At 71.5% G+C, this 19,021-nt stretch carries 17 protein-coding genes, 1 tRNA gene and 2 pseudogenes; 13 read left to right on the top strand and 7 right to left on the bottom strand.

Annotated features, from left to right (window positions below; genetic code table 11):
* Window positions 1-140: 140 nt before the first annotated feature.
* Window positions 141-1,109 (top strand): cysteine synthase, encoded by a 969-nt coding sequence (locus ACFV4F_RS10490; RefSeq protein WP_359960476.1) that lies wholly within the window; start codon window positions 141-143, stop codon window positions 1,107-1,109.
* A 31-nt stretch (window positions 1,110-1,140) separates the two neighbouring features.
* Here the strand turns inward: ACFV4F_RS10490 and ACFV4F_RS10485 are convergent, their stop codons facing one another.
* A complete protein-coding gene (locus ACFV4F_RS10485) occupies window positions 1,141-1,644 on the bottom strand; it encodes a type II toxin-antitoxin system PemK/MazF family toxin (protein ID WP_380501549.1) in 504 nt (167 codons plus the stop codon).
* 190 nt (window positions 1,645-1,834) lie between these two features.
* Between ACFV4F_RS10485 and ACFV4F_RS10480 the strand changes: the two genes are divergently transcribed.
* The 3 genes from ACFV4F_RS10480 to ACFV4F_RS10470 all read left to right on the top strand — a co-directional run bounded on the left by ACFV4F_RS10480 (window position 1,835) and on the right by ACFV4F_RS10470 (window position 4,145).
* The gene (locus ACFV4F_RS10480) at window positions 1,835-2,020 is read left to right on the top strand and encodes a helix-turn-helix transcriptional regulator (RefSeq protein ID WP_380501547.1); all 186 of its coding nucleotides are present in this window, start codon (window positions 1,835-1,837) and stop codon (window positions 2,018-2,020) included.
* Between the two features lie 220 nt (window positions 2,021-2,240).
* Complete coding sequence (locus ACFV4F_RS10475; RefSeq protein ID WP_380435143.1) at window positions 2,241-2,987, top strand: MBL fold metallo-hydrolase; 747 nt, start codon at window positions 2,241-2,243, stop codon at window positions 2,985-2,987.
* Between the two features lie 237 nt (window positions 2,988-3,224).
* Window positions 3,225-4,145, top strand: coding sequence for an LAETG motif-containing sortase-dependent surface protein (locus tag ACFV4F_RS10470; protein WP_380501545.1), 921 nt, complete (start codon window positions 3,225-3,227; stop codon window positions 4,143-4,145).
* Between the two features lie 92 nt (window positions 4,146-4,237).
* On the opposite strand, the gene ACFV4F_RS10465 is transcribed toward ACFV4F_RS10470, so the two are convergent.
* Together ACFV4F_RS10465 and ACFV4F_RS10460 are read right to left on the bottom strand one after the other, a co-directional pair.
* Entirely contained in the window at window positions 4,238-5,515 is a 1,278-nt protein-coding gene (locus tag ACFV4F_RS10465; protein WP_380491270.1) for a PTS transporter subunit EIIC, read from the bottom strand.
* Window positions 5,516-6,049: 534 nt separating this feature from the next.
* Window positions 6,050-7,339, bottom strand: coding sequence for a PTS transporter subunit EIIC (locus tag ACFV4F_RS10460; protein ID WP_380501543.1), 1,290 nt, complete (start codon window positions 7,337-7,339; stop codon window positions 6,050-6,052).
* A gap of 374 nt (window positions 7,340-7,713) precedes the next feature.
* Between ACFV4F_RS10460 and ACFV4F_RS10455 the strand changes: the two are divergent.
* The 4 genes and pseudogenes from ACFV4F_RS10455 to rdgB form a co-directional block, all read left to right on the top strand.
* Window positions 7,714-7,974 (top strand): annotated as a pseudogene (locus ACFV4F_RS10455) (glucose PTS transporter subunit EIIB); the annotation flags it as partial.
* A 115-nt stretch (window positions 7,975-8,089) separates the two neighbouring features.
* A complete protein-coding gene (gene rph / locus ACFV4F_RS10450) occupies window positions 8,090-8,815 on the top strand; it encodes a ribonuclease PH (RefSeq protein WP_380435147.1) in 726 nt (241 codons plus the stop codon).
* A 142-nt stretch (window positions 8,816-8,957) separates the two neighbouring features.
* Window positions 8,958-9,350, top strand: a complete 393-nt coding sequence (locus ACFV4F_RS10445; RefSeq protein WP_380501541.1) for a hypothetical protein — start codon at window positions 8,958-8,960, stop codon at window positions 9,348-9,350.
* Window positions 9,351-9,391: 41 nt separating this feature from the next.
* Entirely contained in the window at window positions 9,392-9,997 is a 606-nt protein-coding gene (gene rdgB / locus ACFV4F_RS10440) for an RdgB/HAM1 family non-canonical purine NTP pyrophosphatase (RefSeq protein WP_380491275.1), read from the top strand.
* Between the two features lie 74 nt (window positions 9,998-10,071).
* Here rdgB and ACFV4F_RS10435 read toward each other — a convergent pair.
* Window positions 10,072-10,158: transfer RNA gene (locus tag ACFV4F_RS10435), tRNA-Leu, on the bottom strand.
* Window positions 10,159-10,170: 12 nt separating this feature from the next.
* Window positions 10,171-10,413 (bottom strand): annotated as a pseudogene (locus tag ACFV4F_RS10430) (HNH endonuclease); the annotation flags it as partial.
* Window positions 10,414-10,754: 341 nt separating this feature from the next.
* Here ACFV4F_RS10430 and ACFV4F_RS10425 point away from each other — a divergent pair.
* Entirely contained in the window at window positions 10,755-13,193 is a 2,439-nt protein-coding gene (locus tag ACFV4F_RS10425; RefSeq protein WP_380501539.1) for a chitinase C-terminal domain-containing protein, read from the top strand.
* Between the two features lie 79 nt (window positions 13,194-13,272).
* Here ACFV4F_RS10425 and bcp read toward each other — a convergent pair whose 3' ends face one another.
* A complete protein-coding gene (gene bcp / locus ACFV4F_RS10420) occupies window positions 13,273-13,746 on the bottom strand; it encodes a thioredoxin-dependent thiol peroxidase (protein ID WP_380435151.1) in 474 nt (157 codons plus the stop codon).
* Window positions 13,747-13,892: 146 nt separating this feature from the next.
* Here bcp and ACFV4F_RS10415 point away from each other — a divergent pair, with 146 nt between their 5' ends.
* The 4 genes from ACFV4F_RS10415 (at window position 13,893) to ACFV4F_RS10400 (ending at window position 16,297) form a co-directional block, all read left to right on the top strand.
* Window positions 13,893-14,234, top strand: a complete 342-nt coding sequence (locus ACFV4F_RS10415; RefSeq protein ID WP_380435152.1) for a DUF3618 domain-containing protein — start codon at window positions 13,893-13,895, stop codon at window positions 14,232-14,234.
* Window positions 14,235-14,416: 182 nt separating this feature from the next.
* Window positions 14,417-14,719, top strand: coding sequence for a co-chaperone GroES (locus ACFV4F_RS10410; RefSeq protein ID WP_329929219.1), 303 nt, complete (start codon window positions 14,417-14,419; stop codon window positions 14,717-14,719).
* Between the two features lie 41 nt (window positions 14,720-14,760).
* Complete coding sequence (locus ACFV4F_RS10405) at window positions 14,761-15,072, top strand: hypothetical protein (RefSeq protein ID WP_359960512.1); 312 nt, start codon at window positions 14,761-14,763, stop codon at window positions 15,070-15,072.
* 46 nt (window positions 15,073-15,118) lie between these two features.
* Window positions 15,119-16,297, top strand: coding sequence for a winged helix DNA-binding domain-containing protein (locus ACFV4F_RS10400; RefSeq protein ID WP_380501537.1), 1,179 nt, complete (start codon window positions 15,119-15,121; stop codon window positions 16,295-16,297).
* Between the two features lie 25 nt (window positions 16,298-16,322).
* On the opposite strand, the gene ACFV4F_RS10395 is transcribed toward ACFV4F_RS10400, so the two are convergent.
* A complete protein-coding gene (locus ACFV4F_RS10395) occupies window positions 16,323-18,659 on the bottom strand; it encodes a transglycosylase domain-containing protein (RefSeq protein ID WP_380501535.1) in 2,337 nt (778 codons plus the stop codon).
* Between the last annotated feature and the right edge of the window lie 362 nt (window positions 18,660-19,021).

Genomic DNA, 19,021 nt, shown 5'->3' with positions numbered 1-19,021 from the left:
CGGATGGACCGCCGCCTCGGCCCGGACCCCCCCGCCGGGGCGGGCGGCCCCCGATTAACCCCGCCCCTGCCGCCCCGCCCGCGCGGGCGGGCCGGCAGGGCCACCTTCCCGACCCTCACCGCCGTGGCCGGAGGCCTCCCTTGCGTTACGACAGTCCGCTCGAAGCCGTCGGCAACACCCCGCTGGTCCGCCTGCCGCGGCTGTCCGCCGCCGTTCCCGGCAACGCGGAGGGCCTCGTGACCCTCTGGGCCAAGCTGGAGGACCGCAACCCCACCGGCTCCATCAAGGACCGCCCGGCGCTGCACATGATCGAGCGGGCCGAGGCCGACGGCCGGCTCACCCCCGGCTGCACCATCCTCGAACCCACCAGCGGCAACACCGGCATCTCGCTCGCCATGGCCGCCAAGCTCAAGGGCTACCGGATGGTCTGCGTCATGCCGGAGAACACCAGCGAGGAACGGCGCGAACTGCTCCGCATGTGGGGCGCCGAGATCATCTCCTCCCCGGCCGCGGGCGGCTCCAACACCGCCGTCCGGATGGCCAAGGAGATCGCCGCCGAGCACCCCGACTGGGTGATGCTCTACCAGTACGGCAACCCCGACAACGCGGGCGCCCACTACGCCGGCACCGGCCCCGAGATCCTCGCCGACCTGCCGACCGTCACCCACTTCGTGGCCGGCCTCGGCACCACCGGCACCCTCATGGGCGTCGGCCGCTACCTGCGCGAGAAGGTCCCCGGCGTGCGGATCGTCGCCGCCGAACCGCGCTACGACGACCTCGTGTACGGGCTGCGCAACCTCGACGAGGGCTTCGTCCCCGAGCTGTACGACGCCGAGGTGCTCACCACCCGCTTCTCGGTCGGCTCCGCCGACGCCGTCCGGCGCACCCGCGAACTCCTCCAGCAGGAGGGCATCTTCGCGGGCGTCTCCACCGGCGCCATCCTGCACGCCGCGATCGGCGTCGGCCGCAAGGCCGCGGCGGCGGGGGAGCGGGCCGACGTCGTCTTCGTCGTCGCGGACGGCGGCTGGAAGTACCTGTCCACCGGCATCTACACCGCCGAGTCCACCGAGGCGGCCGTCGAGGCGCTGCAGGGCCAGCTCTGGGCGTAGGGCGCCTCGCGCGGCTCCTGGCGCCGTGGCCCTAGCTGCCCTGCAGGGCCCGCTGGGCGCGGTCCCAGACCTGACGGTCCACCGTGCCGGCCCGGCGGCGGAAGGCCGACAGCGGCACCCGGCGCAGTTCGTCGGTCTCCAGCCAGCTGGTCCGGCCCTGGCTGTCGCCCACCGAACCGGGCGGCAGCGGCAGCACTCCCGGGCGTTCGGCGTGGTGCTTGCTGGTGATCTTCGCGACGGTCGCCGTCCGGCCGTCCACCCGCAGCACCAGGCACGGGCGGTCCTTCGAACCGGGGCCGTCCTCGAACGGCACCTCGGCCCACCAGATCTCCTGCGGCGCCGGCCCGGAGCGGCCCGAACCCGCCGGGCGGGGCCGGGGCCCGGCCGGTCCGGCCGGTCCGGCGGGGCGCGGGGCCGGGCGCGTCGCGGGCCGGGAGGCCGGCCGTGACCGCCGCACCAGCGCCGACGCGACGGCCGCGAGGACGGCGACGCCCACGACGGCCAGGACCACCCAGATGCCAGTAGTGCCGTTCATGCGGCGAACCGTACCGGCCCGTGGTGAACCCCACCACTGTGAGCGCTGTGACAGTTGAGTATTTGTCCGCGCGTTGCTCCCGGTTCGTCACGGATCGACCACCGCGCCCGATCTGTACCGGGCCGCCGGGCGAGGATTGGAGAGGCTGCGCTCACGAACGTCCGCCCCCGCCCCATCCGGAGGTGCCATCGTGAGTAGACAGCTGTGGTCGTACGCCGAGGTCGCGCACCACATCAACGTCCAGCCCGAGACCGTCCGCAACTACCGCCGCCACGGGCTGCTGCCCGAGCCGGACGTCATCGACGGCAGCGGCCACCCCCGCTGGTACCCCGAGACCATCCGCGCCTGGGCCCGCAAGCGCCCCGGCCACCGCTGATCCGACCGCCGCCGCGACCCGGTTCCGCAGCCGAACCGTAGCCCCCGCCCCGAGCCCCGGCGTTCTGGTGATTCCAGCCACAGCCCGGCACGGGGACGGGGGCAAAGTGCCGCTCCGCCCTTACCCTCGACAACGCGAACGCAGTGCTACCGGCCGGTTCTCCGGTCTGTCCTGCCATTTTCCAGCAGCAGCCAGGACGTGTCGGGGCGGAGGGGCTCGGATGAAACTGACCGTGGTGGGGTGCTCGGGGAGCTTCCCGTCCGCCGAGTCCGCGTGCTCCAGCTACCTCGTCGAGGCCGACGGCTTCAAGGTCGTGCTCGACCTCGGCAACGGCGCGCTGGGCGCCCTGCAGAAGTACACCAGCCTGTACGACGTCGACGCCGTCCTGCTGAGCCACCTGCACGCGGACCACTGCGTCGACCTGTGCGCCTACTGGGTCGCCCGCAACTACCGCGCCGAGGGCTGCCCCGACCCGATGCCCGTCTACGGCCCGGCCGGCACCGCCGAGCGGCTCGCCCGCGCCTACGACATGCCGGAGAACCCGGGGATGAAGGAGGTCTTCGACTTCCGCACCCTCACCCCGGGCGTCTTCGACCTCGGCCCGTTCCGGATCGGCGTCGCCCAGGTCGCCCACCCGGTGGACGCGTTCGCCTTCCGGCTCGAACACGGCGGCCGGTCCCTGGTCTACTCCGGCGACACCGGCGAGAGCGCCGACCTCGTCGAACTCGCCCGGGACGCCGACCTCTTCCTCTGCGAGGCCGCCTACGTCGACGGCCGCGACACCTACCTCGGCGTCCACCTCAACGGCCGCGAGGCCGGCGAGCACGCCACCGCCGCCCGCGCCCGCCGCCTCGTCCTCACCCACATCCCCCCGTGGACCGACGCCGAGCACAACCGCCGCGACGCCGCCGCCGCCTACCCAGGCCCCGTCGACCTCGCCCGCCCGGGCGCCGTCTACGAGATCTGAGCAGGTCGGCGGGCGTTTTCCGGCGGCCGGCGGCCGGCGTTCCCGGGCGCGCGGAAATCTCTGCGAATCCACCTGCAACCTTCCGGCCCCGAACACGTCCTTGTAAGTGAGCGGCTGGGGAGGCCGCTCTCGACCGGTCGGGCCCGTCGGGCCGGCCGTCCACACACCACGCACGCTTGATTTGTGCTGCCCGGAACCGGCCGTGCCGGTCGGGGAGCAGTCCATGGGGGGATTCCAGTGCTTCAGCTCAACCGCGCCCTGCGCCGCGTCCGTTCGACCGTCGTGCCCGCGCTCGTGCTCACCGCCGGGCTCGTCGCCGGCGGCGCGGCGACCGCCGGGCCGGCCTTCGCCGACGCTTCCGGCCCCCTCTCCTTGTCCGTCGACACCCCGGGCTCGATCGCCGTGGGCAAGCCGGTGGAGTTCACCGAGACCATCACCAACTCCGGGACCGTCGGGTGGGCCCTGGTCGTGGAGCTGCGGGCCGACGCCGGCCCCGACGTCTCCGCCGACGCGGTCGGCCTGACCTGGCGCGACGACATGGGCGGCAACCACGACAACTGGCAGGACCTCAAGCCGGAGATCAAGACCGTCGGGGGCAAGCGGGTCGTCGCGGCGGACGCGGGCAAGATCATCGTGCCGGCGGGCGAGAAGACCGAGGTGCACTTCCGGATCGGCGTCACCCGGGGCGGGGGCGACGGCGGCGTCGGCCCGGTCATCGCGCTCCGCTCCGAGCTCAAGGGCTGGCGGCTGCAGTTCCCGGTCGACCCGCCGGTGTCCGACACCCACCGGATCAAGGTGACCGGGGTGGCCGACGCACCGAAGCCCTCGACGTCGGCTCCCGCTCCGTCGTCGTCGCCGTCGCCGTCGAAGGCCAAGCCGAAGCCGACGCAGGAGCCGTCGGCCAAGACGTCCGCGCCGGCCACCGGGTCCACCACGTCCGCCCCGGCCGCCGGGACGACCTCGACGGAGACGCCCGCTCCGACCGCCTCGACCGGCGCCACTAACGCGACCGGCGCGACCGCGTCGGCGCCGGCCGGGCAGCTGGCCTCCACCGGCTCGGACGGTGACCACACCGCCCTGATCGCGGGCGGCGCCGCGCTGCTGGTCGGTGCCGGCGCCGGCACCCTCCTTCTGGTCCGTCGCCGCAGGACGCACTGACCGGGCTCGAACCGGGTGGGGGAACGACTCCGCCCCGCCGCTCACGGGGGTGGCGGCGGGGCGGAGTCGTTGCTGCGGGACGGTTGCGGGCCTCAGGCCTTGGTGACGTCCTCGATCTCGTCGTCGTCCTCGCGACCGGGGGTCTTGAGGTCGAACTTGGCGATCGCGAAGCGGAACAGGAAGTAGTACAGCGCCGCGAAGGCGAGGCCGATCGGGATGATCAGCCACGGCTCGGTGGCCTTGTTCCAGGCGAGCACGTAGTCGATCAGGCCGCCGGAGAAGGTGAAGCCGTCGTGCACGCCGAGCGCCCAGGTGACGGCCATCGACACGGCGGTGAGGAGCGCGTGGATGACGTACAGGGCCGGGGCGATGAAGACGAAGGCGAACTCGATCGGCTCGGTGACACCGGTGACGAAGGAGGTCAGGGCCAGCGACATCATCATGCCGGTGATGGCCTTGCGGCGGTGCGGCTTGGCGGCGTGGGCGATGGCCAGCGCGGCGGCGGGCAGCGCGAACATCATGATCGGGTAGAAGCCCGACATGAACTGTCCGGCGGTCGGGTCGCCGGCGAAGAAGCGGGTCAGGTCGCCGTGGACGACGGTGCCGTCCGGCTTGGTGAAGTCACCCGTCTGGAACCAGGCGAAGGAGTTCACGAACTGGTGCATGCCGACCGGCAGCAGACCGCGGTTGACCAGGCCGAAGGCGCCCGCACCGAGCGCACCGGCGCCGATCAGGGTGTCGTTCATGCTCTTGATGGCGTCGCCGATCGGGCCCCAGGTCAGGGCGAAGAGCACGCCGACGGCGGTGCCGACGAAGGCCATCAGGATCGGCACCAGGCGGCGGCCGTTGAAGAAGCCGAGCCAGTCGACCAGCTTGGTGCGGTGGTACTTCTGCCACAGCACGGCGGCCAGCAGACCGATCACGATGCCGCCGAGGACGCCCGGGTTCTGGTAGGTCGGGGCGACCCACTTGCCGTCGGCGATGTGGCCCTCGGTGATCGGGAACGCGGTCAGCACGTTCTTGTACACCAGGAAGCCGACCAGCGCGGCGAGCGCGGTCGAGCCGTCCGCCTTCTTCGCGAAGCCGATCGCGATGCCCACCGCGAACAGCAGCGCCAGGTTGTCGAAGACGCCGCTGCCGGCGGTGTTGAACACCGCGGCGACCTTGTCCCAGCCGAGGCCGTCCTTGCCGAACACGTCGTCCTGGCCGAGGCGCAGCAGCAGGCCGGCCGCGGGGAGAACGGCGATGGGCAGCTGGAGGCTGCGGCCGATCTTCTGCAGACCCTGGAGGAGGTTCTGGCCGAACTTCTTGGCGGGGCTTGGCGTGGCCGGAGCCGTGGCGGGCGCCGGTGCCTGCGCAGACTGACTCATGGGAGTGGCTTCCTAACGGCATGGCGGGTCGGTCGGGGGGACGGTGCACAGGGGGGCCGAACCGCGAACTGGTCTACACCACGTGTGGTGTAGACCAGTTTTGTAGCACGGGTGGGGAAGTGGTGGAACCCCGGAAAGCGGTGCCGCCGGGAAGCGCTATGAAATCGAAACCTACTTTCGGAAGGTCGATCATGATTACCCGCCGGGAGCGGGATTTTGGCTAATTGCGTAACAAAAAGCTCCGGCCCGGTCGGGGCGGGCCCGGCGGCCGGTCCGGTGAGGGTCCGGTGCCGGATCCGTGCCGACCCGGAGCCGGAGAGTGAACGAACGGCCACGGGGGCTCCGCGCGGGTGTGCTGCGACGTCCGTCACGGCGGTCGGGAGCGCCGGCGGCCGGTCGGTCCCGCCGGGTCGTCCCCGAACGCGTATCGGAATTGTTTTGCCGTCCGGGTATTAGGTCCTTTCCCGATATGCCGAAGGCCTCCGGACCGACGGGTCCGGAGGCCATTGCGGGTGAGCCCGAGTCACGCCCTGTTCAGGCCTTGGTGACGTCCTCGACTTCGGTCTCGTCCTCCCGCCCCGGCGTTTTCAGGTCGAACCTGACGATGATGAAGCGGAAGAGCGCGTAGTACACCGCGGCGAAACAGAGACCGATGACGATGATCAGCCACGGTTTCCTGGCCAGCCCCCAGTTGATGACGTAGTCGATCAGGCCGGCCGAGAAACTGAAGCCGTCGTGCACCCCGAGCCCCCAGGTGACGGCCATCGAGGCGCCGGTCAGCAGCGCGTGCACGCCGTACAGGGCCGGGGCGATGTAGGCGAAGGAGTACTCGATCGGCTCGGTGACGCCGGTGACGAAGGAGGTCAGGCCCACCGAGAGCATCAGGCCGTAGATTTCCTTGCGGCGGTGCGGCTTGGCCGCGTGCGCGATCGCGAGCGCGGCGGCGGGCAGCGCGAACATCATGATCGGGAAGAACCCGGACTGGAATTGCCCGGCCGTCGGGTCGCCGGCCAGGAAGCGCGGAATGTCGCCGTGCACGATCGTGCCGTCCGGCTTGGTGAACTCGCCGAACTGGAACCAGACGAAGGTGTTCAGCAGCTGGTGCATGCCGATCAGCAGCAGCGCGCGGTTGAAGAGGCCGAAGATACCCGCGCCACCCGCGCCGAGGTCGGCCAGGTTCTGGCTGAAGTCGCTGAGCCCGCGCCCGATCGGCGGCCACACCCACAGCGCGACGACCGCGGTGAGCATGCCGACCAGCGCCGTGATCATCGGCACCAGGCGGCGGCCGTTGAAGAAGCCCAGCCAGTCGACCAGCTTGGTGCGGTGGAAGCGCACCCACAGCCAGGCCGACATCAGGCCGATCAGGATGCCGCCCAGCACCCCCGGGTTCTGGAACGTCGCGGCCGCCGCCTTCGCCGAGCCGTAGTCCACGCACTGGTCGCTCACCAGCACCGTCGGCGGCTTGCAGTGCTCCGGGAAGGCGTGCAGCACCTTGTAGTAGACGAGGAAGCCCACCACGGCCGCGAGCGCCGTCGAGCCGTCCGCCTTCTTCGCCATGCCGATCGCGACGCCGATGCAGAACAGCAGCGGCAGGCCGAGCGCGGAGTCCAGCAGCGCGCCGCCGGCCGCGGCGAAGACCTTGGCGACGTCCGTCCAGCCGAGGCCGTCCGAGCCGAAGACGTCGGGCTGCCCGAGCCGGTTGAGGATGCCCGCCGCCGGGAGCACCGCCACCGGGAGCTGGAGGGAGCGGCCCATCTTCTGGAGGCCGCCGTAGAAGGTGTGCCACCACACGGTCTGCGGGGCCGTGGCGCCTGCCGAACTCATGCTTCGTCCTCCGGGAGCAGTTGCCGACCGCCGACCCCCTGCGGGAGCCTCGGGCGGAGCCCTGGAACACCCGGGGTCCTTCCCGCGTTCATCGGAGTACACATATATTGGTGTAGACCACTGAAGGACGCAGGCCGCGCGCCGGGACGGGAACCCCGCTGATCGCCATCCTCGGGCGAAGATCCGCGACGGTGCGCGCCGGACTGGGCCAAAAGTGGACTAACGTGGCGGACCGGACCGACCCGGGTGATGCTGGTCGCGCTGCCCAGCAGCACGACCACCGCTGAACCCGCGTCAGCCCCCGGCAGCGACCTCACCGGCCCCGGCCGGGTGGTACCAGCACAGCGCAGGACGGCGCCCGGCAGAGCAGCCGGCGGGCCGAGACAAAGGGAGAGAATCAGATGGCCAGCAAGGCTGAGAAGATCGTCGCCGGTCTGGGCGGCATCGACAACATCGAAGAGGTCGAGGGCTGCATCACCCGCCTGCGCACCGAGGTCAAGGACGCCTCCCTGGTCGACGAGGCCGCCCTGAAGGCCGCCGGTGCCCACGGCGTCGTCAAGATGGGCACCGCGATCCAGGTCGTCATCGGCACCGACGCCGACCCGATCGCCGCGGACATCGAGGACATGATGTGAGCTGAGCCACCCAAGGCTCACCACCGCCCGGCCCGCCCCTCCCCAGGATTCCCGGGAGCACGGCGGGCCGACGCGCATCCGGAACACCCCGCCCGAGCGACTACTCTCGGTGCTTATGTCACGCATCGACGGCCGCACCCCCGACCAGCTCCGCCCCATCACCATCGAACGGGGCTGGAGCAAGCACGCCGAAGGCTCCGTCCTCATCTCCTACGGCGACACCAAGGTGCTGTGCACCGCCAGCGTCACCGAAGGCGTCCCGCGCTGGCGCAAGGGCAGCGGCGAAGGCTGGGTCACCGCCGAATACTCCATGCTCCCGCGCGCCACCAACACCCGCGGCGACCGCGAAGCCGTCAAGGGTCGCATCGGCGGCCGCACCCACGAGATCAGCCGCCTCATCGGCCGCTCCCTGCGCGCCGTCGTCGACCACCGCGCCCTCGCCGAGAACACCATCGTCCTCGACTGCGACGTCCTCCAGGCCGACGGCGGCACCCGCACCGCCGCCATCACCGGCGCCTACGTCGCCCTCGCCGACGCCGTCGCCTGGGCCCGCGACCGCAAGCTCCTGCGCGCCAAGGGCCAGCCCATCACCGGCGGCGTCAGCGCCGTCAGCGTCGGCATCATCGACGGCCTCCCCATGCTCGACCTCCAGTACGAGGAGGACGTCCGCGCCGAGACCGACATGAACATCGTCTGCACCTCCGACGGCCGCTTCGTCGAGGTCCAGGGCACCGCCGAAGGCGCCCCCTTCGACCGCGCCCTCCTCGACCGCCTCCTCGACCTCGGCACCCTCGGCTGCGCCGAGCTCGACGAGATCCAGCGCAAGGCCCTCGAAGGCTGAGCCCCGTTCGGGTACGTCAGCCTGTACACGCCGGGCCCGCAGCCCGTACGGTTCCCGCAGCACCCCGTTGCGGGAACCGTGCCCCGGCCGGCACACGTCCTTCCGTACGGAACCCGCGCCCCCGCGCCCCCAGGAGGACCGGATGCCGTCCAGCATCGCCCGTCCCGCCGCCCTCGCCGTGGCAGGACTGATCATCATCCTCCCCCTCAGCGCGGTCAGTTGCTCCGCCGCCCAGAAGGCCCTCGACTGCGGCACCACCGCTGCCCGCGTCACCACCGACATCGCCGACGTGACCAGCGCCTACGGCAGCACCAGCAACGACTCCGGCACCGCCCAGGGCAAGGCCCTGCAGAAGCTGCGCACCGACCTCGACCAACTCGGCAGGAACTCCAAGAACACCGACGTCGTCAAGGCCGTCAACGACCTGCGCACCCAGGTCGACAAGGTCCAGCAGGCCGCCGACCGCAAGGAGGCGCCCGACCTCAAGCCCCTCGCCGACGCGGCCGGCAACCTCGGTTCCGTCTGCACCGGCTGACGACCCGCCGGTGCCGGACGGCGCCCGATAGGGTGGGCGATATGTCCACCCGATTGATCCTCGCCACCCGTAACCAGCACAAGGTCGCCGAACTCCGCGCCATCCTCGGCGAGGCCGGCCTGGACGTCGAACTCGTCGGCGCCGACGCCTACCCCGAGATCCCGGACGTCCCCGAGACCGGCGTCACCTTCGCCGAGAACGCCCTCCTCAAGGCCCACGCCCTCGCCCGCGCCACCGGCCTGCCCGCCGTCGCCGACGACTCCGGCCTGTGCGTCGACGTCCTCAACGGCGCCCCCGGCATCTTCTCCGCCCGCTGGGCCGGCAAGCACGGCGACGACCGCGCCAACCTCGACTTGCTCCTCGCCCAGCTCTCCGACATCGCCGAACCCCACCGCGGCGCCCACTTCTTCTGCGCCGCCGCCCTCGCCCTCCCCGACGGCACCGAACGCGTCGTCGAGGGCCGCCTCCTCGGCACCCTGCGCACCGCTCCGGCCGGCGACGGCGGCTTCGGCTACGACCCGATCCTCCAGCCCCTCGGCGAAACCCGCACCTGCGCGGAGCTCACCGCGGCCGAGAAGAACGCCATCAGCCACCGCGGCCACGCCTTCCGGGCCCTGGCCCCGGTGGTGAAGGACCTGCTGGGCTGACGGCCCATCCGCTGAAAGCCGAAGGCCCGCCCGGAGATCGACTTCGGGCGGGCCTTCGATTCTAAGGTTGAGGCTGGTGCGGCCTGAGGGATTCGAACCCTCACGGGGTTTCCCCCACCGGATCCTAAGTCCGGCGCGTCTGCCAGCTCCGCCAAGGCCGCGTGGCCTCTAGTCTAGGGCTTTGATTCCCGCGGGAACACCGCGATTCCATGCGGAGCCTTGAGCTTGTTCTTGTTTCGTCCGCAGTAGGTGTCGGTGATGGAGTGGCAGTTCGGGCAGAGCAGCCGGAGGTTCTCCGGCCGGTTGTCCGACCAGTCGCCGTTGACGTGGTCGACCTCCAGGGTCATCGGCCGACCGCGCCACTCGGGTCCGGTGCCGCAGTCCTCGCACAGCTCGGGCCGGCCGAGTTCGGCCAGCGTCTCGTCGAGTGTGCTTGCCGCCGCCGCAGCCTCGGCGAGCAGTTCGCGGGTGTACTTGACCGGCATGTTCGTTCCCCCTTCGGGCTGGTGTGCGCCCGTCCCCCGGTATGCGAACGACCGAGTGGGGAGTTGGTTACGGTCTTTCGGGATGTTTGGGAGTTGTTTGCCAATTGGTACAGACCTATTGACCTGTCTGGTTCAGACCACATAGCTTCGGCGCCAATTGGAATCCCCCACGTGCGTGCTCCCCCACAGGCACGCGCCGACACTCTCTCCTGGAGGACCGAGTGTTGATCCGAAGCATGGCGGAGCGGCGTCCCACCGCAGGCGTCCGTCGTATGAGTGCCCGGGCCGGGTTCGCCTCGGTGGCCGCGGCCGGGCTGGCCGGGCTGTTGATGGCGACGCTGGGTGCGGCGCCCTCGCAGGCGTCGGCGGCCGTCGACAACTCCGCCTGTCGTCCCGACGGCATGTACCAGACGCCCGGGGTGGACGTCCCGTACTGCTCGGTGTACGACACCGGCGGCCGCGAGAAGATGGGCGCGGACCACCAGCGCCGCATCATCGGGTACTTCACGGGCTGGCGCACCGGCAAGAACGGCGACCAGCCGTACCTGGTGAGCGACGTCCCGTGGGACAAGGTGACCCACCTCAACTACGCGTTCGGGCACGTCGGCGGCGACAACAAGCTGTCCGTCGGCACGGACGGCCCGACCAACCCGGCCACCGGGATCGACTTCCCGGGCGTGCCGGCCGCGCAGCTGGACCCGACGCTGCCCTACAAGGGGCACTTCAACCTGCTGACGAAGTTCAAGAAGCAGTACCCGAACGTCAAGACCCTGATCTCGGTGGGCGGTTGGACCGAGACCGGCGGCTACTTCGACGACAGCGGTTCCCGGGTGAACACCGGCGGCTTCTACTCGCTGACCGTCAACCCGGACGGCAGCGTCAACCAGGCCGGCATCGACACCTTCGCCGCGTCGTCCGTGGACTTCATCCGCAAGTACGGCTTCAACGGCGTCGACATCGACTACGAGTACCCGACCTCGATGAAGGACGCCGGGAACCCGCTGGACTGGCAGCTCGCGAACGCCAAGCGCGGTTCGCTGGCCAAGGGTTACGCGGCGCTGATGAAGACGCTGCGCGAGAACCTGGACCGGGCGGGCGCCGCCGACGGCCGGCACTACCTGCTCTCGGTCGCGGCCCCGTCGTCCGGCTACCTGCTGCGCGGCATGGAGACGTTCCAGGTGACGCAGTACCTGGACTACGTCAACATCATGTCGTACGACCTGCACGGCGCCTGGAACAAGTACGTCGGCCCGAACGCCTCGCTCTACGACGACGGCAAGGACGCCGAGCTGGCGGCCGCCAACGTCTACGGCACCTCGCAGTACGGCGGCATCGGCTACCTCAACGCGGACTGGGCGTACCACTACTTCCGCGGCGCGATGCCGGGCGGCCGGATCAACGTCGGTCTGCCGTACTACACCCGCGGCTTCAAGAACGTCTCCGGCGGCACGAACGGCCTCTGGGGCACCGCCTCCGCGACGACCTGCCCGGTCGGCTCGGGCCTGACCTCGTGCGGTGACGGCGCGGTCGGCATCGACAACATCTGGAACGACAAGGACGACGCGGGCAAGGAGTCCCCGGCCGGGTCGAACCCGATGTGGCACGCGAAGAACCTGGAGAAGGGCATCCTGCCCGACTACCTCGCCAAGTACGGCGTGGCGGACACCGCGCTGCAGGGCACCTACAGCCGCAACTACAGCGACAGCCTGGTCGCGCCGTGGCTGTGGAACGACACCAAGAAGGTGTTCCTCTCCACCGAGGACGAGCAGTCGGTGGGCGCGAAGGCGGACTACATCGTCAACCAGGGCGCCGGCGGCGCGATGATCTGGGAGCTCGCGGGCGACTACAAGTGGGACCCGGCGGCCAACGGCGGCAAGGGCGAGTACGTGCCCGGGTCGACGCTGACCTCGCTGATGTACGACAAGTTCAAGGCGGCGTCGCCGTACGGCGCGGTCCGGTCGACGGTCGCGCTGCCGCAGCAGACCCTGCCGATCGACGTGTCGTTCACCAACTTCGCGCTGGGCGACTCGAACTACCCGATCAACCCGAAGATCCACATCGTCAACAACTCGACGGTGACCCTGCCGGGCGGCACGGAGTTCCAGTTCGACTACTCCAACTCGGCGCCGGGCAACGCCAAGGACCAGTCCGGCTTCGGCCTCCAGGTGGTCCGCCAGGACAACCCGGGCCCGGGCAACGCCGGCGGTCTGAAGGGCACCTACAACCGGGTGTCGGTCAAGCTGCCCGGCTGGCAGTCGCTGGCTCCGGGCGCTTCGGTGGACATGGACTTCGTCTACTACCTGCCGGTGTCGACGCCGTCGAACTGGACGGTCAACGTGGGCGGGACGCTGTACGGGATCAAGGGTGACCTGACCCGGGGCGCGGTGGACGGGGGCGGCCAGACGCCGACGCCGACGCCCACCCCGACGGTGACGCCGACCTCGACCCCGACGGCCACGCCCACCGCCACGGCCACGCCGACCTCGACCCCGACCGCTACGGCTTCCCCGACGGCGACCGCGACGCCCACCGCCACCCCGACCGGGGGCGCCTGCACGGGCGCGCCGGGCTGGGACGCGGGCACCACGTACGCCTCGACCACCAAGGTGTCGTGGAAGGGCCACTACTACCAGAACAAGTGGTGGACCAAGGGCGACGACCCCGCGGCGAGCGGCGCGTGGGGCGTCTGGAGCGACCTCGGCGCCTGCTGACGACAGCGGCCCGCCGGGGTGACGGACGGCGGTGGCGGTGCACCCGGTCGGGGGGTGTGCCGCCACCGCCTCTTCGTCCTTAGGCCTCGACCTTGAGGTCGCGCAGGAGCTTGGCGACGTGCCCGGTCGCCTTGACGTTGTAGAGGGCGTGCTCGACCTTGCCCTGCTCGTCCACGATCACGGTGGAGCGGATGACGCCGGTGACGGTCTTGCCGTACAGCTTCTTCTCGCCGAACGCGCCGTAGGCCGTCAGCACCTCCTTGTCCGGGTCGGACAGCAGGGTGACCTTGAGGTCCTCGGTCTCGCGGAACTTGCCGAGCTTCTCCGGCTTGTCCGGCGAGATGCCGATGACGTCGTAGCCGGCGCCCGCGAAGGCCTCCAGGTTGTCGGTGAAGTCGCAGGCCTGCTTGGTGCAGCCGGGGGTGAGGGCGGCCGGGTAGAAGTAGACGATCACCTTGCGGCCGAGGTGGTCGGCCAGCGAGACCTGCTTGCCGTCGGCGTCGGGCAGGGTGAAGGCGGGCGCGTTGTCGCCGGGCTGGAGACGCTCACTCACGGTCTGACTCTCCTGTTGCGTGGACGGGGTCGTACCACGGCAAACTTACCTCTGATGGTGGGTGGGGCCGCGCGGCGCTGCCCGGCAACTGACAGACTGGGTCAGTCGCACAGGACAGCATCAGTGAAGTGAATGGGGTGGCCCGAGTGGGCGAGGCGAGCACGCAGGACAAGTCGGCGCGGACGACCGCCCAGATCGAGGCGGACATCGCCCGGACCCGCACCAAGCTGGCGGAGACCCTCGACGAGCTCGCCATGCGCGTCCACCCGACGACGATCAGCGCCCAGGTGAAGGCCAAGGCCGTCGCCGCGGTCGAGGAGAAGACGGCCCGCGCGTACGTGGCGGCCAACGGCGCGGTGGAGAAGCTGCGGGCGCAGTTCGTGGACGAGAAGGGGCAGCCGCGCAAGGAGCGGATCGTTCCGGTGGCGCTGGTCGGCGTGGGCGTGGTGCTGCTGCTGGCCTCGGCGCGGAAGCGCCGCAAGGGCTGAGCGGAGTTCGTCGACGGGCCGGGCGCGGTTGAGCGCCCGGCCTTCCGCATGCCGGGCCAGCGTCACGCCGTCCGCCCGGGGGCGGTACCTTCGGGATCGTGAGTACGAACGACGAACCGACCGCCAGGACCACCCTCGACGTGCCCCGGCACGACCGCCTGGGCGAGAAGCTCCCGATCAGGATGCTGCACGACCGCGTCCTGGTGAAGCTCGACAGCGGTGAGGGCGAGCGCCACTCCACCGGCGGGATCATCATCCCGGCCACCGCGGAGCTGTCGAAGCGGTGCGCCTGGGCGGAGGCCGTCGCGGTGGGCCAGAGCGTGCGCGCGGTGGAGCCGGGTGACCGCGTCCTGTACGACCCGGAGGACAAGCTGGAGGTGGAGGTCCGCGGCGCCACCTACGTGCTGCTGCGCGAGCGCGACCTGCACGCCGTCGCGGCGATGCGCTTCGGTGACACCGAGGGCTCGACCGGCCTCTACCTGTGAGGCTTCCGAGACCCTGGAAGCGTGCGGGGAGGCGTCCGGCCGTGGTGCGGCTGCGCTACTTCTTCGAGGCGGGCGTCGACGTGCCGCTGTGGCCCGACGACGTCGACAGCCCGTACGGGCACCCGATCGAGCTCGACCGGCTGCCGATCGGCGCCGCGCTCGCGGCGGAGCTGGGCGGGCTGTCCGACTGGTTCCAGTCCTCGATCGACTGGGACTACCCGCCGGACCCGTCCCCGTGGCCGGAGGAGGAGAAGGCGCGCTTCAACGCCCGCGCCCGGGCGGCCCTGGACGCGTTGCGCCGGGAGCTCGGTGCGGGCTGGGAGGTCGAGGACCGGTTCCGGCCGGTGGACTGACGCGTCCCGGCCGTGGATTGTCGGTGCCGGGCGGTACGGTCCGGGCATGACGACGCGTGTGCCGGTGATCGGGGACGACGAGCGGCGGGCCCGGGTGGGGTGGCGGCACCTGCTGGCGCCGTCCGCCCGCGTGGCGTGGGTGGAGGAGGCGGCGGACGCGGTCGTCGGGCTGCACGCGACGGACGCCGCGACGGTGTACCTGTCGGCGTGCGCCCGGTTGCTGGAGCCGTCGGCGGCCGAGGTGGAGCGGGCGCTCTACGAGGACGTCTCGCTGGTGAAGCTGCTGTCGATGCGGCGGACGATATTCGCCGTGACGGAGGAGTTCGCGCCGTACGTGAGTTCGTCGACGGCGCGGGCGATCGCCGCGAAGGAGCGGGCGACGCTGCTGAAGCACCTGCGGGACCACGCCGAGGGCTGGGACGAGGCCCGGCTGGCGGCGGCGGAGCGCGCGGTGCTGGCCGCGCTGGCGCGTCGCGGCGAGGCGACGACGCAGCAACTCGGCGAGGACGTGCCGGAGTTGCGCGAGCAGATGCTGATGTCGGCGGGCAAGCCGTACGAGGCCAAGCAGAGCGTCGGCAGCCGGCTGCTGCGGCTGCTGGCGGCGGACGGGCACGTGCGGCGCGGCCGTCCGCGGGGGTCGTGGCTGAGCAGCAGCTACCCGTGGGCGCCGGTGCCGCAGTGGCCGGACGTGCCGGTGCGGGAGGCGAAGGCGGAGGTGGCGCGGCGCTGGCTGGCCTCGTACGGGCCGGCCATGGTCGAGGACGTGAAGTGGTGGACGGGCTGGACGCTGGGGGACACCCGCAAGGCGCTGGCGGACGTCGGAGCCGAGGCGGTGGAGCTGTCCGGCGGGGTGCCCGCACTGGTCCTGCCGGGGGACGCGGAGCCGGTGGGCGGGCCGGAGCCGTGGGCGGCGCTGTTGCCGGGGCTGGATCCGACGGTGATGGGCTGGCGCGGGCGGGACTGGTACCTGCGGCCGGAGGACGTCCCGGCGTTGTTCGACCGGGCGGGGAACGCCGGTCCGACGGTGTGGTGGTGCGGCCGGGTGGTCGGCGGCTGGGCGCAGCGGGCCGACGGTGAGCTGGTGTGGCGGTTGTTCGGGGACGTCGGGGCGGAGGCGGAGGCGGCGATCGCGGGGGAGGCGGCGCGGTTGGCGGGCTGGCTCGGGGAGGTGCGGGTGACGCCGCGGTTCCGGACGCCGTTGGAGCGGGAGTTGGTGGCGGGGTAGCGGCGGCGGGCCGGAGCCGTCCGCGTCACGGCGCCACGGGCTGTGTCGCCGCGCCCGTGGGCGGCGCGGTGGCGGAGGCCGGAGGCGTGGGCTTGGGCTGGTGCGTCTGGCTGGGGCGGGGGGTGGCGCTCGGCTGGTCCTGGGTGGGGGTGGGTGCGGGCGCCTGGGGGCTGGGGGCGGCGGGGCCGGGCGTCGGCTCGCCGGGGGTGGCCGTGGGCCGGGCCGGTGCGGCGGTGGGGGTGGGTGCGGGCGCGGTGCCGGGGGGCGTGGCGCCGGGGGTGGGGGTGGTGCCGGGGCTGGGCGTGGTGCTCGCGGGGGCGCTGCTGGTGGGCCAGTTGTACTGGCCGCCGCCGTTGCCGTGTCCGGTCTGGAGGTCGAAGTGCTTGACCTCGGTGCCGTCGAGGGCGTCGGTCATGTAGGCGGTCCAGATCTTGGTGGGGAAGGTGCCGCCGTTGATCCGGGTGAGGCCGGCGGTGCCGGCCAGCGGCTCCTTGGCGTGGGTCTTCGGGTTCTCCCGGAACAGGCCGACGGTGGTGGTGAGTTGGGGGGTGAATCCGGCGAACCAGGCGGAGAGGTTGGAGTCGGTGGTGCCGGTCTTGCCGGCGGCGGGCCGGCCGAGGTCGAGGGCGGCGTTGCCGGTGCCGCGGGTGACGACGTCGCGCAGGACGTCGGTGACGGTGTCGGCGGTCTGCCGGTCGAGGGCGTCGGTGGCGGCGTGGTCCGGCATCTTGGGTACGTCGATGGATCCGGAGCCGGTGTTGAGGCGTTCGAGTTTGAGCACGGACCACGGGGTGTGCGCCTGGCCGTGGTTGGCGAGGGCGGCGTAGACGCCGGCCAGGTCGAGGGCGCTGGGGGTGGCGGTGCCGAGGGTCATCGAGGTGTTGGACGGGTCCATGCCGGGGACGTTGTCGGGGATGCCGAGCTTGACGGCGGTGTCGCGGACGCGGGCGAGTCCGGCGTCGACGCCCTCCTGCGCGTACACGGAGTTGACGGACTTCACCATGGCGTAGCGCAGCGTGATGTTGCCGTAGTCGATGTCGTCCTCGTTGGGCGGTGCGTACGGGGTGGGGCCGCCGGTGACGTGGCGTTCGCTGGTGCCGTCGTAGCGGGTGTCGGGGGTGATCGGGTGGCCGTCGGGGGCGTGCTGGGCGAGGAGGCCGGCGGCGAGGTCGATGGGCTTGAAGGTGGAGCCGATCTGGTTGTCCTGGCGCAGCGCGTCGTTGTAGGGCTGTTTGGCGTAGTCGGGTCCGCCGTAGACGGCGACGACGCGGCCGGTGGCGGGTTCGACGGAGGCGCCGGCGACGCGGACGTCGGTGTCGGTGGTGGGCCGGGTCTTGGGGTCGAGTTCGTCGGTGAGTTCCTGTTGGACGGCCTTGGTGAAGGCGTCCTGTTTGGGCCTGTCGAAGGTGGTGGTGATGCGCCAGCCGCCGGCCTTGAGGGTGGCGGCGTCGATGATGCCGGCGGAGGTGAGGTAGTCGTCGGCGACGCCGACGAGGTAGCCGGCCTGTCCGGAGAGTCCGGTGGTGGGCTGGGGGTCGATGGGTTCGGGGAAGGTCTCGGCGGCGCGGTCGGCGGCGCTGAGGAAGCCGAGTTGGACCATGCCGTCGAGGGTGTAGTTCCAGCGGGCGATGGCCTTGTCGCGGTTGGCGGGCTTGGCGGTCTTGACGTCGTAGGAGCTGGGAGCCTGGAGGAGCGCGGCGAGGTAGGCGCCCTGGGCGGGGGTGAGTTCGGAGACGTCGGTGCCGTAATAGGCGTGGGCGGCGCTCTGGATGCCGTAGGCGCCGCGGCCGAAGTAGCTGCTGTTGAGGTAGCCGGCCAGGATCTCGTTCTTGTCGCGCTGCTGGTCGACCTTGAGGGCGATGAACAGTTCGCGGCCCTTGCGGGCGATGGTCTGGTCCTGGGTCAGGTAGTAGTTCTTGACGTACTGCTGGGTGATGGTGGAGCCGCCTTGCGTGCCCTTGCCGATGAGGGTGTTCCAGCCGGCGCGGAGCATGCCCTTCAGGTCGATGCCGCGGTTCTGGTAGAAGGTGCGGTCCTCGGCGGAGACGACGGCGTGCTGGGTGTCGAGCGGGATCTTGTCGATGGTGACGTCGGTGCGGTTGACGGCGCCGGTGCGGGCGATCTCGGTGGCGCCGTCGGAGTAGAGGTAGATGTTGTTCTGGGCGACGGCGTGGGCGTTGGGGTCGGGCACCGGGACGATGACGTAGAGCACGGCGAAGGCGGCGACGGCGGTCATCAGCAGGGTGACGACGGTGCCGAGGACGACTCGCCAGGTGGGCAGGAGTCGGCGCCAGAGCGGGAGGGCGCGGCGGGCCTGGCGTCGCAGGGCCCGTTTGGCCTGGCGGCGGGTGCTCACGGTCATGCCGAGATTATGTGCTATTTGACTGGCGCTCAGGTGTCGTCGGCCTCTGGCGGGCGTGTGCTCGCGGCGAGTTCGCGGCGAGTTCGGGGCGGGTTCGGGGTGCGCGCGGGGCTTCCGGGGTCGGTGCGCGGGTCGGCGCGGGGGTGGTGGGAGCCCGGTCCGGGGGTCGGTCAGGGCGCCGGTGAAAACCGGGTGCGGGGCTCGGGGCCCGGCGGTACGGTGAAAGGTGCAAACCACATAGCGCACCCGGTTCTGGCAGCTCCGCCCGATCGGCCCGGTACCCCCGGGTCCGGCAGGTCGGAGCCACTGGGGCGTGCGCGGACGCCTGCGGGCCGTCCTGTGCCCGTATTTGTCGACAAGGA

Origin of the sequence: Kitasatospora sp. NPDC059722, from assembly GCF_042733235.1 — a bacterium.
In the GTDB taxonomy this organism is placed as follows: Bacteria; Actinomycetota; Actinomycetes; order Streptomycetales; family Streptomycetaceae; genus Kitasatospora.
Note: the sequence above shows the minus strand (reverse complement) of the source record. Positions and strands in the feature narration are given on the sequence as shown.